The following is a 15,825-nucleotide window of genomic DNA, read 5'->3' on the forward strand; positions in this document are numbered from 1 at the left end:
ATGAATAGGAAGACTATTTTAATAGTAGACGATACTTATGAAAACCTTTACTTGTTAAGAGTTATTCTTGAAGAAGTTGGTTTTGAGGTTATTGAAGCCAAGGATGGAAGTGAAGGGCTTAAAAAACTATATGAAAATAGCGCTGTAGACCTTATTATTTCTGATATATTAATGCCTATAATGGATGGGTATTTATTTTGTCAAGCCTGCAAAAAAGAAAAATTATTTCAAAATATCCCATTCGTTTTTTATACATCGACCTACACTGAAAAATTAGATGAAGATTTTGCTTTAACACTGGGTGCAGCAAAATTTTTAAGAAAACCTATAGATCATGATGAAGTACTTTTTACGGTAAACGAAATTATTGGTTCCGTAAAATCTCAAGGAAAATCTCAAGCAGAAAACACTAAAAGTAAACCTATTTCTGATGGAGAGGTTTTAAGACTTTATAGCGAACGACTTATTCATAAATTAGAGCAAAAGAGCTTAGATCTAGGCATTGAAGTTATAGAACGTAAAAAGGCGGAGAAATTATTAATTCATAAAAATGAAATTTTAGATTTAATTGCAGTAAACACTCCATTAAACAAGATTTTCGACCAATTACTTTTAAATTATGAAGCTATACATCCAAGGTGTTTTGGCGCCATAAGTGTACTTAATGAAGATGGTATACACCTAAATTTAGCGGCTGCACCATCATTGCCAAAACCATATAATTTAGCGATGAAAGAAATTGCTATTGGTAAAAGTGTTGGCTCTTGTGGTACTGCAGCATATACAAAAAAACCCATTATTGTTTCAGATATTGAAAACGATAAGCGATGGGTGAATTGGAAAGATATTGCATTACAGCACAATTTAATGTCGTGTTGGTCCTTACCTATTCTATCAAAGGATAATGTTGTTTTAGGCACCTTTGCAATATATAGCGAAACAATAAATACACCTTCTTTAGAAGAAATTCGTGAGCTTAATTTTACAGTGAGTTTAGCAACTATCGCATTAGAAAAAACAAAAATAGTTGCCGAAATTAAAAAGAAAGATGAATCTTATAAAGCATTAGTCGACCAGGCAAGTGATGCTATTATGACGTATTCTTTAGATGGCACAATACATAATTATAATAAGGCCTCTTATACCAATTTAGGATATACCAAAAAAGAGTTTTCAAAATTCAAAATACAAGATTTTCTAGTTGGTGAAATAGTTATTAATCCAGACAATCTTAAAAAATTACTTAAAGGTCATGCTATAGTTTTTTTAAGAAAATTTGAATGCAAAGACAATTCTTTAATTGATGTAGAAATCTCTGCCAAACTTCAAAAAGATAATAAAATTTTAGGGATAGCACGCGATGTTACAGAACGTAATAAAGCAGAAATAGAGTTGAAACTTGCACAAGAATTTACAGACAAGCTTATTATGTCGATGCAAGAAGGATTATTGATTATCAATCTAGAAGGTAAAATTAGAATGGTTAATGATTCTACCTGTAGCATGCTTGGCTATTCTAAAGAAGAGCTTATAGGACTTAATCTTCCTTATCCATTTGCTAAAAAGGAAGATTTTGAGGAAATGTCAAAGACTAAAGATAGACTTGCAAGGGGAGAAGCACCATTTTTTAAATTTGAGTTTATTAGAAAAAGTGGTGAAAAGTTCTGGGCTTCATTTTTAGCAGGGAATATTAAAAATGATAAAGGAGAGGTTATTGCGATGTTTGGGACTATTAAAGATATTTCTGAAGAAGAAAAAGCGAAAAATTTACTAATAGAAAACGCAGCTAAATCTAATCAAAAGAAAAATGTAATATTAGAATTATCTGCTCTTGTTGGTAGTGATTATAAAGCTGCTTTAAGAAAAATAACCATGCTCTCAGCGAAGACATTAAATGTTGCGCGCGTTGGGGTGTGGGTATTCAACCAAAATAAAAATGAAATTGAATGTGAAAAATTATTTGATGTAAAAACTCAAAATTTTGAAAGTGGAGCAATACTTAGTGAAATTCAAAATCCAAAATATTTTGAGGCAATATTTAAAAACAAAATAATAAGCATTAATGATGCTTTAACAGATTCAGTCACAGAAAGCTTTACCGAAAAATATCTTTTGCCTATTGGCATTTCTTCTATGATGGACGTCATTATTCAAGTGTCAAATGATTTATATGGTGTTTTGTGTTTTGAACATGTTGGGCCCAAACGAATTTGGAATAGAGATGAAGAAGAGTTCGCAACCTCTATTGCTAATTTAGTGTCTTTAATGGTAGAGAGTACAGAACGTAAAGTGGCAGAGTCAGAAGCTTTTATGGCCAATGAGCAACTTACTATAGCGAATAAAGAACTTAATGTATTAAGAAAGCAATTAGAACAAGAAAATGTATACCTGCGTAACGAGTTAGATTTAGTTTTTAATTACGAAGAAATGGTGTACGGTAGCGCGGTGTTTAGCGATGTATTGACTGAGGTTGAAAAAGTTGCGCCAACTACAGCTACGGTATTATTATTAGGCGAATCAGGTACAGGTAAAGAACTATTAGCTAGAGCTGTTCATAATACGAGTTTGCGAAATAATAAACCATTAATTAAGGTGAATTGTTCGGCGATTCCACGAGAGCTTATAGAAAGTGAATTGTTTGGACATAAAAAAGGATCATTTACAGGGGCATTTAATGACAAAATAGGAAAATTTGAATTAGCGGATGGTGGCACCCTGTTTTTAGATGAAATAGGAGAGTTACCTTTAGATATGCAACCTAAACTATTACGTTTTTTACAAGAAGGAGAAATTGAAGTGGTTGGAGGTACAGAAATAAAAAAATTAGATGTAAGAGTAATAGCTGCAACAAACAAGAATCTTAAAAAAGAAATTGAAAAGAAGCAATTTAGAGAAGACTTATATTTTCGTCTTAATGTTTTTCCAATAGAGGTACCGCCCTTAAGAAAGCGAATAGATGATATTCCTTTATTGGTAGAGCATTTCGTAGATAAGTTTAATAAAGCCTATGGCAAAAGCATAAAATTCATAACCGATGAGGCGATGAGTAAATTGAAAGGCTATAATTGGCCAGGTAATATTAGAGAACTTGAGAATTTAATAGAACGAGCTGCAATTTTAGCTAATAATGATACATTAGTAATTCCGGGTTTTGAATCTACAAATCAAAACACAAAATCAATTAACCATAAAAATTTATCATTAAATGCTATTCAACGTGATCATATTATTCAAGTCTTAGAGAAATGTGATTGGAAAATTAGCGGGGTTAATGGAGCTTCTTCTATGCTTGAATTAAAACCTAGTACACTACGCGACAAAATGGCCAAATTAGGTATTAAAAAATTATAGCACATGCACGGTATACCGTGCATGTGAGAATTTACATCACAAAAATAACGGTATACCGTTATTTTTGTGATGTATGAAATTTCGTTTTAAATCTGTAAACGTCACATATACAGGTACTTGTAATTTTTAATTATGCCGTAATTTAATCTGGCATAGCTATTGGCTTATGTTTTTCAAAGGAAGTATAATGGAAAACATAATTACATATGAACATGCAACTTTATGGACGGATACTAATGGAATCCTTTTTTGTAAGATAAATAATTTAGATGCTCACAATAAATTAGATTTTAAAAGTGCACAACTTTACTTAGAGGCAATCATAAAATTAACGAACGGAGTGCCAATGCCTTTTCTTATAGATTTAAGAGATACTAAAGGTACCTTCTCAATTGCTGCTGCACAGTTATTATCAAAAAAATTTAATACCCTGCCACTTGTAGTTTCCACAGCATATGTAGTGAATTCTCTCTCTATAAATTTGTTGATTCAATCATATAAAAGAATATATGATACCAAGATACCTTTTGAAATATTTAAGGATATGACATCGGCTAAAAATTATTGTCTAAAATATATGAATTAATGTATGAAAGCATTAAAGCACTTTTGGTTGGATAAAACTAATGAGATAGTAGAGAGTAGTAAGAGTATTCTTAATACAAATTCTATATATACGATTACAGATTCAAAAGGTATCATCGAATATGCCAATGATAATTTTTGTAAAATTTTAGATTGTAATGTTAATACCATAATTGGTGAGAGACATGAATTAATGAATTCAGAATTTCAATCAATAGAGGAAAATGAAAATTTATGGAGTACCCTTAAAGAGGGAGAAGAATGGCGTGGAGTTTTAACGGATAAATTAAAAAACGGAGAATCGATTAGTTTAAAAACCACAATTTTTCCAATAAAATATGGGAATCAAAATAAATTCAAATTTCTAAGTATTTATGAAGACATATCTAAATGTATGACATTAAATCAAAAAATTGATAAGGATGAAGCCCTGTACAAATTTATTTATAAGTCCATTAAAATAGGAATCATTATAGTTACCGACGATAATGGATCTATTATAAAATGGAACGAAGGGGCTGAAAAAGCTTTTGGTTATTCTGAATTTGAAATTCTTGGTCAACATTTTTCAGTTTTAATGATTGAAAAACATAAAAACTCAAAAATTTCAGATCTTTTAGGATTATTGAAACGATATAAAACAGTTAAAAAAAGTGAGGTTCTTGAATTAAAATGTTTAAATAAACAAGGAGAGGAGTTTTCAGTTGAATTAATCGTTAATAAATGGGATATAGAAGGTAAGAGGTATACTATCTTAAAGATGTTAGATATAACCAAACGTGTTACATTTCAAAATAAATTAAAACAGAAAACCAAAGAATTAGAATTGTTTTTCTATCGTTCTGCACATGATCTAAATGCTCCATTCTCTTCAGCGCAAGGTTTAATTAATCTTATAAAAGAGGAGGAGTCTATTGAAAAAATACAGATTTTAATAGAAATGCTCGAGAAAACTATAAACCATGCAAAAGTATTTTCAGATGGTCTTTCAAATGCTTCTCTAATTTCTAAGTTATCTAATGAGCTTAAAATTATAGACTTTCCTACACTAGTTGATGACGTTTTGAAAATGCTTAAAAGGGAAAGCAAATTTGAAAACATAAAGTTCAATGTTGATATTGAAAACTGCCATAGTTTTAAGTCTAACCCTGATTTACTTTTAGTAGTATTTAAAAATTTAATACAAAATGCGATAAAATATTCCTATGTACAATCAGAATGTCATGCCCCATTTATAGATATAAAAGTAACATCATCAGATAATGAGGTAGTGATACTTATTGGTGATAATGGAAAAGGTATTGCTAAAAAAGAGCTAAATAAAATATTCAAATTATACTATAGAACTGAGGCGGAACATTGCCTAGGAACAAACGGGTTAGGGTTGTATATAGTTAAAAACATAGTAGAAAGTTTAAATGGAAAAATTAAAGTTGAAAGTGAAATTAATAAAGGAGCTTGTTTTGTAATTAAAATTCCTAGAACTATTTAAAAAAAAATATTACTGATGAAAATAAATTATATGTTAATCGATGACAGAGAAATTGATCTGTTTATCAATCAAAAAATCATAGAGAAATTCTCAACAGAGTCTAATTTTAAAACATTCACTAAGGCAAAATTAGCGCTTGAATATTTAGACTCTTTAGATAATCAAGCGAGTTTAGAATCAATGTTTTTTCCTGATATAATTTTGTTAGATATTAATATGCCTGAAATGAATGGGTTTCAATTTCTAAATAAATTTAGCGAACTAAATAGTGAGAAATTGAATACAATAAAAATCTACATGTTATCATCTACAACTAATTTAAAAGATATAATTGATGCTGAACAACATAGTGCATGCTCTGGTTTTATAGATAAGCCACTATCAGTTCGTAGAATTCAGCAAATAACACAAGAATTTGTGTTAGACTAATAATCTTTTTATAACCAAACACGATTCTATTCTAGATATTATTCCCCCACTCTAGGGTAGAGTCGTGTTTGTTATTTCCTTTTATAATCTACCTGAAAATAAAAAACAGAAACAAAAATGGTATATATATGATTACCAAAATTTACCATTAAAGAATATTGCGATTGAGAAATAGCCGAGATTCCCCCGATTTATTTTTAAAAACTGCTAATCATTTGATTAGCAGTTTTTTTTGATATTAAAACAACTTGTTTTTAGATTAAAATCATTTACACAAGAAACAAATCTTTGAACTAAGTGCTCAATAAATAACTTCTGAAATTATTATATCTTTTCGGTATTGACACCTAAAAAATAATGGAATCTAGTGAAGTACTGAATCCAGCCATTAAGAAGAGAAATAATTCATAATTTTCTTTTATTACAATTCGGTATCAATGATTTTCAAATTTCTCTTTTCTTTTTCTTAGCTGTCTCTCTAAATCATTTATAGTTTCTGCCGCAGACTTTTCAAAATTGTCAGTATTAGATTTAGCAAATATTCTTGGGCCTGGGGCACTTAGTTCTATTTCACAGATTTTATCGTTACCGTCGTGGGCGTTTCCTAATTTAATAGAGACATCACCCCTAATTATAAATGGGTATTTGTTTGCTAATTTCTTAAGGTTTTGAGTTATTATTTCACTCAACCATTCACTCGTTTGCATATGTAGATATTGAATATGTACAGTCATAGTTTCTTAAGTTTTAATTAATGTTCAATGCTATTACCTTAATCATTGTCTTGTATTTTTTGAATTACTTTTTTTAATTTTTCACTAACTGTGTAGGCTACGGAAATCAGTTTTTCATTGTCAACAGCTTGCATAGAAGCAGCAGGGTCTACTGCCGTAACTTCTATAATACCTTTTTCTTTTTCTTGAACAATTACATTACAAGGTAGCATTGTACCAATTTTATCCTCCTCTTGTAAAGCATTATAGGCTAATGAAGGATTACAAGCGCCTAAGATTTTGTAGTTATAAAAGTCAACATTAAGCTTATTTTTAAGTGTCGCTTTCATATCAATATCGGTCAGAACTCCAAACCCTTCAGATTTTAAAGCCTCTGTGGTTCTTACTATCGCATCTTTAAAAGTTAGATTCTTAAGTTTCGTTGAAAAATAGTAAGCCATAATATGTCCTATTTAAGATTAATATTTGTTTATCTTGAATTTCCTTGATGTTTCAGAGTTTTCTATGATCCATTTATTCAATTTGTCTACATCTTTCTTTTTACATAATTGTGTACCTTCTGTCATAGTTGCTGCTGTACCACAAGCAACGCCATATGAAGCCATATCACTTATAGATTTTTCTTGTGCTAGAGCTAGAACCATACCAGCCACCATACTATCGCCTGCACCGATAGTGCTTTTTTGAAATACAATAGGTGCCTTTATATAATTAACTTCATTATTTGAAACAATCATTGCGCCTTGTGGGCCCATCGAAATTACCAGTATCTCACAGGGGTTATTCTTTAGAAAATTTTTGGCGACAGATTCAAGTTCAACATATGATATTTCATTAATTCCGCAGAGTGTAGCTAACTCACCTAGATTAGGTTTTAATAAGTAGACTCCTTCATTAGCTCCCTTTATCAAGGCTTCACCTGAGGTATCCAAAATATATTTTGCTTTGTTTTTTTTAGCAATTTTAGAGACTTTCGCAAAAAAATCGACAGGCATTCCTGGGCATAGGCTTCCACTAACCACTAAGAAATCATTTTCAGATAGAACAGTATCCAATTGCATTAAAGCACTTTTCCATTCACTTTCCTCAACTATAGGCCCTGGCATTCCAAAACGATATTGCTCGTTGTTTTTAGTATCGGTTACCGCAAGATTCTCACGTACCCACCCTGAAATAGGGATGACCTGTTGCACAATATTTAATGCTGTTAATTGGTTTTGAAGATGAGTTCCTGTCGGCCCTCCCGCCATATACATACAAAGAGAAGTGCCGCCTAATTCTTGAATTACCCGCGAAACATTAATTCCGCCACCACCAGGTTCATATACTGGTATATTACACCTTAATTTACTGTTTGGTCGTATACCATCAACCGAGGTGCTTTTATCAATAGCTGGGTTTACAGTAAGTGTTATAATTTTGTTCATGGTGTTATAATTCATGATTTATATCAAATATAATTTGATGAATTAATAGTTGCTATGACCAATGTCATTGGTGTTAATCATGTTCTCAAATACCTTAGTTTAAAATTAATCTATATGAAAGGTGTATTGAAAATAGGAAGGGTTTCAGGGATAAAAATTGAAGTTCACTGGACATTTACATTACTACTCATTTGGGTTGCCTTTTTAGAAATACAGAAGGGTAGTGACCTTAATCGAATTCTTCTTAATGAAGCGCTTATTTTAGTCTTGTTCGTTTGTGTAATTCTTCATGAATTAGGGCATGCCCTGACTGCTAAAAAGTTTGGTGTAAAGACGAAGAATATTTTGTTATTACCGATTGGGGGAGTAGCGACTTTAGAAAAAATGCCAGAAAAACCGGCACAAGAATTATGGATAGCATTAGCAGGTCCGGCAGTGAATGTAGTTATAGCCATTCTACTTCTTTTGGTTGTGCCTGTACGAAGTTATTTTAATTTCGATTCCATAGTCTTAGAGGAAATGCTTTATGAGCCAACACTTCAAAACTTTTTGTTTTATCTTTTTATTGCAAATGTGATGTTAGTGGTTTTCAATTTAATACCCGCTTTTCCAATGGATGGAGGCCGCGTACTTCGTGCGCTTTTGTCTTTTAAACTTGGTCGTGTTTCTGCTACTAATATTGCAGCAAGTATTGGTCAAGGCTTAGCCATTATATTTTTTGTTCTCGGACTATTTTTTAATCCTTTTTTAATTTTAATTGCTCTTTTTATATTTCTTGGAGCCTATGGTGAGAATCAAATGGTGAAGCAAGGAGATTTACTAGAAGGTCATGTAGTGAAAGAGGCTACACTTACCAATATTACCAGATTGCGACCTAGCAATAACCTACAGGAGGTTATAGATATTCTGCTAGCAGGAACTGAGAAAGATTTTGTTGTTATCGAAAACGAGAAAATTTTAGGTATTCTAACGCAAAAAGATATTATAAAACATGCAAAGACGCCTTCTGTATTGGTTGGTGATATTATGCAGAGAAAATTTAAGACCGTTGATGTGACGACGGAAATCATGAAAGTATTACAGAGTATAAGAAAAGAAGAGAGTGATTTTTATCCAGTTGTTGAAAACGGACAGCTTGTGGGTGCTATTGATACAACAAATATCAGCGAATTTATTCTTTTAAAAACTGCTAGTAAATAATATGTCAAACGTTGTGTAATCAGAATCTTAGTTTAAAAAAGGAACTTGATGAATTGGAAGTGGATTTATATCTTAACTGTAATCTACTGAAAAACCGTTCATCAGCTCAAATTCTGCAGGAGACATAGATTTTTTTAAGGAATGGTTGGTTTCCAATGCCTCAATTGTAGATTCATAGCCTAATTGAAATATTGCATCTATGTTTTTCACTGAAAACAAACCAAAATTCTCTAATCCTTTAGGGCTTATGAGCAGATTACAATCCATAAATTTGGATAGCGATTCATTAGCAATTTTAATATGATAAGCTCGCTCTAGAATAGTATATGCATGTTTAAGGTCCTCTATTTTAACTTTCTCGAAAGGGTTTACATAAACGCCAACAATTTGGTCGCAATACATTTTAATTAAGTCTACGGGGAAAGTGTTTAATGTGCCACCATCTATATAATAACCATCTTTTATTTGAACAGGCGCAAAAAATCCAGGAACTGCTGCAGAAGCCAGCACTGGTTTAATCAGTTGTCCTTCATAAAATATTTTTAGGGTACCATCTAGTAGGTTGGTAGCTGTTATATAAAGTGGTGTCTTAAGCGCCGCAAAATTATCTTCTGGCAAGTACTCTTTCAGAAGGTCATAAAACTTAGAGGTATCTATAATGCCTGGTTTATTTCTAGCGTATTTATTTACAGAAAACAAGTCTACCGTTTTGAAGAAGTCTAGCATCTTTTCACACGTGCATCCTCCGGCATATAATGCACCCACAACAGCACCCGCGCTAGTTCCTGCTATATACGATGGGTAAATCTGATATTCTTCAAGGGCCTTGATAGCACCTATATGGGCCACACCACGCATTCCGCCACCAGAAAGAACTAATCCTGTTTTCATTTAAATCGCTTTTCTGCCTTAATTTGAAAGTGGTTAAAATCGTTTATTTCAAAATTTATTAGAGTAATTCTAATGTATAATTACACTCTTATATTAGAGGAAATTAAAGATTAAATTGCTGCTAATCTCGATTTCTCGACCTACGTTTACTGCGAATAAAATTTAATATTTTGGTTGAAATGAAAGTAATGAACAAGCTTTTTAAGGTATCGTTTTGAGTGAAATTTGTTCCTATGCTATTACGAAATAACCGGGGAACCAAATCTACCCTTGCGTTTTGAATATTAAGCTTTAGACTTTCTTGATTAATCTCACGTTGAAGCTCTAATATTTTCAAGCGTTTATCTATTTCTTCAAAAGATGTGTAACTTTTTACCATAATCAGACGAAATAATATTTAGATAATTTTTTAAGTACTGGTACGTTCAATTTTTCTCTAAAAAGATAGAGTAGTATTGTAACCAATAAATAAAAGCTAGCAACAACTATAAAACCGATAAAATAGCTGTTGAATACGTCAGATATGCCTAGGCAGGCTGCAAATGATAAGAATAGTAAAGCGAAAATTGAGCTTGTGCCTATCACTATAAACTTTAAAATGCCTGTAGCATGTTTCGATAAAATCTTAAAGATTTTAAGCCTATAGTATTCGTCGCTATGTTCTATATATGACCTCATTTCGGTTTTCAGCCCTATGAGGTCATTTTTTAATTCTTCAAAAGCCATACTGACTATTTTTGTAGTTGTGCGTTTTTCGCTTTAAGGTCTTCTAATTTTCGCTCTAATTTATCAATGATATCATCTGCCTTGTAGCTCATAGTAGAAATTGCCTCATCTAATTTTCTGTCAAATGCATCTTTCTTTTCGTTTGCTGTTTTGGTAAGCTCATCTTTTGCATGTGATACACGTTCCGCTAAATCGTGACTAGTATCTTCTACTTTTCTTTTGATTTTATGACGGGTTTCAATCCCTTTGTCCGGCGCATAGAGTATTCCTATTCCAGCTCCTATTGCAGCCCCTGTTAAAAGCGCTAATAATACATTTCCGCTATCGTTTTGCATAATATTGATTTTTAAGTTATTATGAAATTTATATTTGAACCTAAATTTAAATGCTTTTAAAGGTTTTGGAAATGACTTTCATCATACACTATAACTTATATTATTTGTAATTTTTTATATTAATAGGAAATTATGTGAAAAAGTTAGGGGAAATAAGACTTATGAAGGTGCATTTAAGATAGTAAGTCGAACACTTGTTTCGCAATCTCCAATTCCTCATTAGTTGGAATCACCAAAATTTTAATCTTAGAATCTATAGAGTTCACTTCTCGAAAAGTCGATGATCTTAAATCATTTTTAGCATCATCTAAATGAATATTAAAATAGTCCATATCCTTGCAAACTAGTTGGCGCATAAGACTTGAGTTTTCACCGATACCCGCTGTGAAAATGATTGCATCTACTCCGTTCATAGCTGCGATATACGCACCAATATATTTTTTAATACGGTAAGCGTTCATTTCCAAAGCTAAAATACAGCTGGCATTCCCTTTACTAGCTTCGCTTTCAATATCACGTAAATCATTAAAACCGGTAAGAGCAAGCATGCCACTCTCTTTGTTCAAGAGTTCATTTACTTCGCCTAAACTATAGCCTAACGTATTCACCATATAAAAAATAATAGCGTGGTCAATATCACCACTTCGTGTACCCATTACAAGTCCGTTTGATGGAGCAAAACCCATGCTGTGGTCTATGCTTTTTCCATCTTTAATTGCAGTTATGCTGCATCCATTTCCTAAATGAATAGAGATGAGCTTGGTGTTTTTTTTGTCTAAAAACGCATTAGCTTTTTCAGATACATATTTGTGACTGGTACCATGAAATCCATACGCCTGAATTCCCTTATTATATAATTCATTAGGTATGGCATATTTTTTAGCTTTAACAGGTATCGTGCCATGAAAGGCGGTGTCAAAAACAACAAATTGCTTTGCCGTATCAAAGATTTCTTCGGCCATAAGTATTCCTTCCAAATTGGCAGGGTTATGCAACGGTGCTAGAGGTGAAAGCGTTTTAATTTTGTTTTTAACCTCTTCATTTATTAAAGTGGTCTTTGTATAAGTACTACCACCATGTACCACTCGATGCCCAATAGCCTCAATATCATCTGTACTTTTAAGAACTCCCTTTTCATTATCGAGTAAAAGATCTGTAATTCTTTCTAGACCAGTTTTGTGATTATGGATTTCGCAGATTCTTTCAATTTTGTAGTCTTGAGATTTAAATGTTAAAATAGCCTCTTTACTACCAATACGTTCTATCATGCCAAGACAAATAACTTGAGTCGAAGGCATTTCTAAAAGTTGATATTTTATGGAAGAACTACCAGAATTGATAATTAATATATTCATGAAAGAGTAATTTTAAAAACCTTGTGCTTGAATTGCGGTTATAATTACGGTGTTGAAAATATCATCAACGGTACAGCCACGACTTAAGTCATTTACTGGTTTGTTAAGGCCTTGTAACATTGGTCCGATTGCCAAAGCTCCTGTTTCTCTTTGAACAGCTTTATAGGTATTATTTCCTGTATTTAAATCTGGAAATATAAAAACACTTGCTTGCCCTGCTACTTCAGAATCGGGCAATTTACTTAGCCCCACTTTAGCATCAACCGCAGCATCGTATTGAATAGGCCCTTCAACTTTAAGGTCAGGTCTTTTCTCCTTTATGATTTCGGTAGCCTTTCGTACTCTGTCTACATCTTCACCCACACCAGAGGCACCAGAGGAATAAGAAAGCATGGCTATTTTTGGTTCAATGCCAAAAGCAGCACTTGTAGCAGCCGAAGAAATAGCTATTTCAGATAATTGTTCTGCTGTTGGGTTAGGATTGATTGCACAATCTCCAAAAACGGTAACCCTGTTTGGTAAACACATAAAGAAAATAGAAGAAACAATAGAAACATCTGGCCTAGTTTTTATGAATTGTAACGCAGGACGAATAGTATGTTGTGTAGTATGTACGGCTCCTGAAACCATTCCATCGGCATGGCCTTTATACACCATCATAGTGCCATAATAAGATACATCTTCCATTAAATCTTTGGCCATAGCCAAATTCACATTCTTATGCTTTCGTAATTCATACAACGTAGTAGCATATTCAACAAAATGGGCGGATGTTGTAGGGTCAATGATATTGATTCTATTGAGGTCTAAATCGATATCTAATTCTGCGATTTTAGCTTTAATCTGTTCTCTATTTCCTAGTAGGGTTATGGATACAGCATCAGCATCGATAAGCTTTTTAGTGGCTAAAAGAATTCGCTCATCCAACCCTTCAGGTAATACAATATGTTTCTTAGTAGATTTAGCTTTTTGAAGTAAATTATATTGAAACATTCTTGGGGTAATTCCTTTTGCTTTAAATGTGATTAACCGTTCAGCCAATTCTTTTGTTGGAATATATTTTTCAAATTCCTGAATTGAGATAATTATTTTCTCAGTGTTATCTGCATAAATACGTGGTCTAATCGTACCAATTTTATTGGTCACCGAATAAGTTCCTCCAACTACCGTAAGAATTGGAATAATATCTGAAAGACCTTCTATTAATTTAATAATAGACTCTTCTGGAATAAGACCACCAGTTAGAACAATACCAGAAAGACTGGGGTAATTGGTAGAAATGTTGGCTTGTAAGGCGCCTAAAATTATATCTGCCCGATCACCTGGTGTAATCACTAAACTATCTTTTTTTAAGTGGGTTAGGTAATTACGTAACTGCATAGCACCGACACTAAAGCCCCCCACTTGATTATTTATATAGTTTTCACCAAACAGAATTTTAGCATCTAACTCTTGGGCAATTTCCTTTACTGTTGGGCTACCTAATATGTTGTTGATAGGAATGGTGCCGACCAACACATTGTTAGGTAGTTTTTCCTTGAGTCCATTTGTTACAACGTCTAAATTTTCTGGCTGTACCTTATTTGCTATAATTAGTAAAACTTCAACGCCCTTCTCCATAAATGAATCATAGGCCATGTAAAGGTTGCCTAAAAGTTCTTCTAAGGTCTTGTTTTTTCCGCTTGCCAGAATAATTGCAGGTATACCTAAATTTTTAGCTATAAGTACGTTAATGTCCCACTCTATGATTGCACCTTCTCCAGAGAAATCTGTGCCTTCTACTAGTACAAAATCGAAACGATTTTCAATGGTTTTATATTTATGAATGATATGGCCAACGATTTCATCGTCTTTGTCCTTGTTTTTCAATTGTACCACTTGACTACGCGTATAAGCATAGGCTTCATCAGGTTTCATGTCTACATTGAAGTAGCTCAAAATCGTATCAATATGATTATCTGTTTTCCCGTTAGAAACGTCATCTATAATAGGTCTAAAATAACCTACTTTGGCTGTTTTGCCTAGTAGAAGTTGCATGAGGCCCAAGGAAACAATTGATTTTCCACTATTGGGCTCAGTGGTGACAATATAAATAGCTTTACTCACGTGTTTAAAGTTATTGGTGTTTGATGAATAAATAGGATTTATTAGTGTTAAGACTTAATGTAGTCTTATTCAATCACGAAGATTTAAAGTTCGCGAAAATTTGGAAGTAACAGGAATTTAAACATATAATAATAAAAATTGGGGATGTTGTAATGGAGCTTAAGCCATTGTATAATATATAGTTGGTTTATTTATTTGGGTCAATTTGTATTTAATTTAATTCACATTTTTCTTCCCCTTTTTCTCTAACTTTCTAAAATATCCTCTTGTCAGAAAATTGTGTTTTAAAGCTTCCATGTTCTCATTGAAACGAGCCGTTCCTTCTTCTATATTTTGCATTGTCCGCTCTAATTGCAAGACCAAAGCGGTATCCTTAGAGACGTATTTGACGAAACCATCCTCATTATTTAAGCCATGTATTACGCTATTCAACTCCTTAGACATTTGTTCAAGTTCAATGCTGGTTTTTTCTAAATTACCAATGGTATGTCTCATTTGTTTTGCAGATACGGTATCTGTCAATAATACGCCTGCTGTGCTTTCATCCAAATTTATACTTGAAATCATTGTATTTAATTCGGCTATTGTAGTATTCGCAGTATGGCTGGTATATTTAAGATTGGTAATGGTTTGTTTTAAGTCTGCTGCCATTATGGTATCATTCAATAACTTTCCTAATGTGCCTTTTCCTTTAGTTAATGATTGAGTGACTTTTAATAAGTCTGCAGTCAGCAATGCGGCATTTTCATTGGTGACATTAAGGGTGCTTATCATGTCTTGGGTTGCTATTTTACTCACTGACTGTAGTTCGTCTCCTTCTTGAATTAAAGGAGAAGCCCCAGCACCAGGTACAATATTAATAAGCATACTACCTACAAGGCCATCTGATCCAATCATTGCGACAGCATCTTTTTTAATATGCTTTTGCATATCTTCATTAATATTCATGTAAACCCAAATGGTGGTATCGTTAATCATTTCGATTTTATTGACAGTACCTACATTAATACCTGAAAAACGTACATTATTTCCGTTTTGTAGTCCGTTTGCATTTTTAAAAACTGCAGTGATACCAAATGTACCGCCGAACATATTTTGCCTATTACCAATGAGGTAGGCGGCAAATAAAAGTAAGGCAGTGCCTAGTATAACGAATATTCCTAATTTCAAATTTTCTATTGACGTCTTTGCCAT

14 protein-coding genes are annotated in these 15,825 nt (G+C 32.7%); 5 read left to right on the top strand and 9 right to left on the bottom strand.

Annotation, left to right across the window (positions count from 1 at the left end):
- From B5X55_RS10995 to B5X55_RS11010, 4 genes are all read left to right on the top strand, one after another.
- Positions 1-3,351 carry a sigma 54-interacting transcriptional regulator gene (locus tag B5X55_RS10995; protein WP_079512672.1) on the top strand — a complete coding sequence of 1,117 codons (3,351 nt, stop codon included), beginning with the start codon at positions 1-3 and terminating at the stop codon, positions 3,349-3,351.
- Positions 3,352-3,538: 187 nt separating this feature from the next.
- Positions 3,539-3,937 carry a DUF7793 family protein gene (locus B5X55_RS11000; RefSeq protein WP_143814467.1) on the top strand — a complete coding sequence of 133 codons (399 nt, stop codon included), beginning with the start codon at positions 3,539-3,541 and terminating at the stop codon, positions 3,935-3,937.
- Positions 3,938-3,940: 3 nt separating this feature from the next.
- On the top strand, positions 3,941-5,428 hold the full coding sequence (locus B5X55_RS11005; RefSeq protein WP_079512674.1) for a PAS domain-containing sensor histidine kinase: 1,488 nt from the start codon (positions 3,941-3,943) through the stop codon (positions 5,426-5,428).
- 15 nt (positions 5,429-5,443) lie between these two features.
- Entirely contained in the window at positions 5,444-5,857 is a 414-nt protein-coding gene (locus tag B5X55_RS11010; RefSeq protein WP_079512675.1) for a response regulator, read from the top strand.
- A 434-nt stretch (positions 5,858-6,291) separates the two neighbouring features.
- On the opposite strand, the gene B5X55_RS11015 is transcribed toward B5X55_RS11010, so the two are convergent.
- The 3 genes from B5X55_RS11015 to B5X55_RS11025 are packed head-to-tail and all read right to left on the bottom strand — an operon-like array spanning position 6,292 to position 8,018.
- Positions 6,292-6,591, bottom strand: coding sequence for an HPF/RaiA family ribosome-associated protein (locus B5X55_RS11015; protein ID WP_079512676.1), 300 nt, complete (start codon positions 6,589-6,591; stop codon positions 6,292-6,294).
- Positions 6,592-6,629: 38 nt separating this feature from the next.
- Positions 6,630-7,031 carry a DUF302 domain-containing protein gene (locus B5X55_RS11020; protein ID WP_079512677.1) on the bottom strand — a complete coding sequence of 134 codons (402 nt, stop codon included), beginning with the start codon at positions 7,029-7,031 and terminating at the stop codon, positions 6,630-6,632.
- An 18-nt stretch (positions 7,032-7,049) separates the two neighbouring features.
- Positions 7,050-8,018 carry a 1-phosphofructokinase family hexose kinase gene (locus B5X55_RS11025; RefSeq protein ID WP_079512678.1) on the bottom strand — a complete coding sequence of 323 codons (969 nt, stop codon included), beginning with the start codon at positions 8,016-8,018 and terminating at the stop codon, positions 7,050-7,052.
- A 114-nt stretch (positions 8,019-8,132) separates the two neighbouring features.
- On the opposite strand from B5X55_RS11025, the gene B5X55_RS11030 reads away from it, so the two are divergent.
- Entirely contained in the window at positions 8,133-9,218 is a 1,086-nt protein-coding gene (locus B5X55_RS11030; RefSeq protein WP_079512786.1) for a site-2 protease family protein, read from the top strand.
- Between the two features lie 72 nt (positions 9,219-9,290).
- On the opposite strand, the gene B5X55_RS11035 is transcribed toward B5X55_RS11030, so the two are convergent.
- The 6 genes from B5X55_RS11035 to B5X55_RS11065 all read right to left on the bottom strand — a co-directional run bounded on the left by B5X55_RS11035 (position 9,291) and on the right by B5X55_RS11065 (position 15,825).
- Entirely contained in the window at positions 9,291-10,109 is an 819-nt protein-coding gene (locus tag B5X55_RS11035) for a patatin-like phospholipase family protein (RefSeq protein ID WP_079512679.1), read from the bottom strand.
- Between the two features lie 121 nt (positions 10,110-10,230).
- Positions 10,231-10,488, bottom strand: coding sequence for a DUF6327 family protein (locus B5X55_RS19010; protein ID WP_079512680.1), 258 nt, complete (start codon positions 10,486-10,488; stop codon positions 10,231-10,233).
- Positions 10,489-10,840: 352 nt separating this feature from the next.
- The gene (locus B5X55_RS11050; protein ID WP_079512682.1) at positions 10,841-11,170 is read right to left on the bottom strand and encodes a YtxH domain-containing protein; all 330 of its coding nucleotides are present in this window, start codon (positions 11,168-11,170) and stop codon (positions 10,841-10,843) included.
- A 173-nt stretch (positions 11,171-11,343) separates the two neighbouring features.
- A complete protein-coding gene (locus tag B5X55_RS11055; protein WP_079512683.1) occupies positions 11,344-12,525 on the bottom strand; it encodes an acetate/propionate family kinase in 1,182 nt (393 codons plus the stop codon).
- A 12-nt stretch (positions 12,526-12,537) separates the two neighbouring features.
- Complete coding sequence (gene pta, locus B5X55_RS11060; protein WP_079512684.1) at positions 12,538-14,631, bottom strand: phosphate acetyltransferase; 2,094 nt, start codon at positions 14,629-14,631, stop codon at positions 12,538-12,540.
- Between the two features lie 216 nt (positions 14,632-14,847).
- Positions 14,848-15,825, bottom strand: coding sequence for an MlaD family protein (locus B5X55_RS11065; protein ID WP_079512685.1), 978 nt, complete (start codon positions 15,823-15,825; stop codon positions 14,848-14,850).

It is taken from the genome of Maribacter arcticus, from assembly GCF_900167935.1.
GTDB lineage: Bacteria > Bacteroidota > Bacteroidia > Flavobacteriales > Flavobacteriaceae > Maribacter > Maribacter arcticus.

Coding starts and splice junctions, on each gene's coding strand:
- B5X55_RS11035 (WP_079512679.1), bottom strand. CDS start 10,109: ATGAAAACAGGATTAGTTCTTTCTGGTGGCGGAATGCGTGGTGTGGCC.
- B5X55_RS11020 (WP_079512677.1), bottom strand. CDS start 7,031: ATGGCTTACTATTTTTCAACGAAACTTAAGAATCTAACTTTTAAAGAT.
- B5X55_RS11000 (WP_143814467.1), top strand. CDS start 3,539: ATGGAAAACATAATTACATATGAACATGCAACTTTATGGACGGATACT.
- B5X55_RS11010 (WP_079512675.1), top strand. CDS start 5,444: ATGAAAATAAATTATATGTTAATCGATGACAGAGAAATTGATCTGTTT.
- B5X55_RS11005 (WP_079512674.1), top strand. CDS start 3,941: ATGAAAGCATTAAAGCACTTTTGGTTGGATAAAACTAATGAGATAGTA.
- B5X55_RS11065 (WP_079512685.1), bottom strand. CDS start 15,825: ATGGCAAAGACGTCAATAGAAAATTTGAAATTAGGAATATTCGTTATA.
- B5X55_RS11015 (WP_079512676.1), bottom strand. CDS start 6,591: ATGACTGTACATATTCAATATCTACATATGCAAACGAGTGAATGGTTG.
- B5X55_RS11030 (WP_079512786.1), top strand. CDS start 8,133: ATGAAAGGTGTATTGAAAATAGGAAGGGTTTCAGGGATAAAAATTGAA.
- B5X55_RS11050 (WP_079512682.1), bottom strand. CDS start 11,170: ATGCAAAACGATAGCGGAAATGTATTATTAGCGCTTTTAACAGGGGCT.
- B5X55_RS10995 (WP_079512672.1), top strand. CDS start 1: ATGAATAGGAAGACTATTTTAATAGTAGACGATACTTATGAAAACCTT.
- B5X55_RS11055 (WP_079512683.1), bottom strand. CDS start 12,525: ATGAATATATTAATTATCAATTCTGGTAGTTCTTCCATAAAATATCAA.
- B5X55_RS19010 (WP_079512680.1), bottom strand. CDS start 10,488: ATGGTAAAAAGTTACACATCTTTTGAAGAAATAGATAAACGCTTGAAA.
- B5X55_RS11025 (WP_079512678.1), bottom strand. CDS start 8,018: ATGAACAAAATTATAACACTTACTGTAAACCCAGCTATTGATAAAAGC.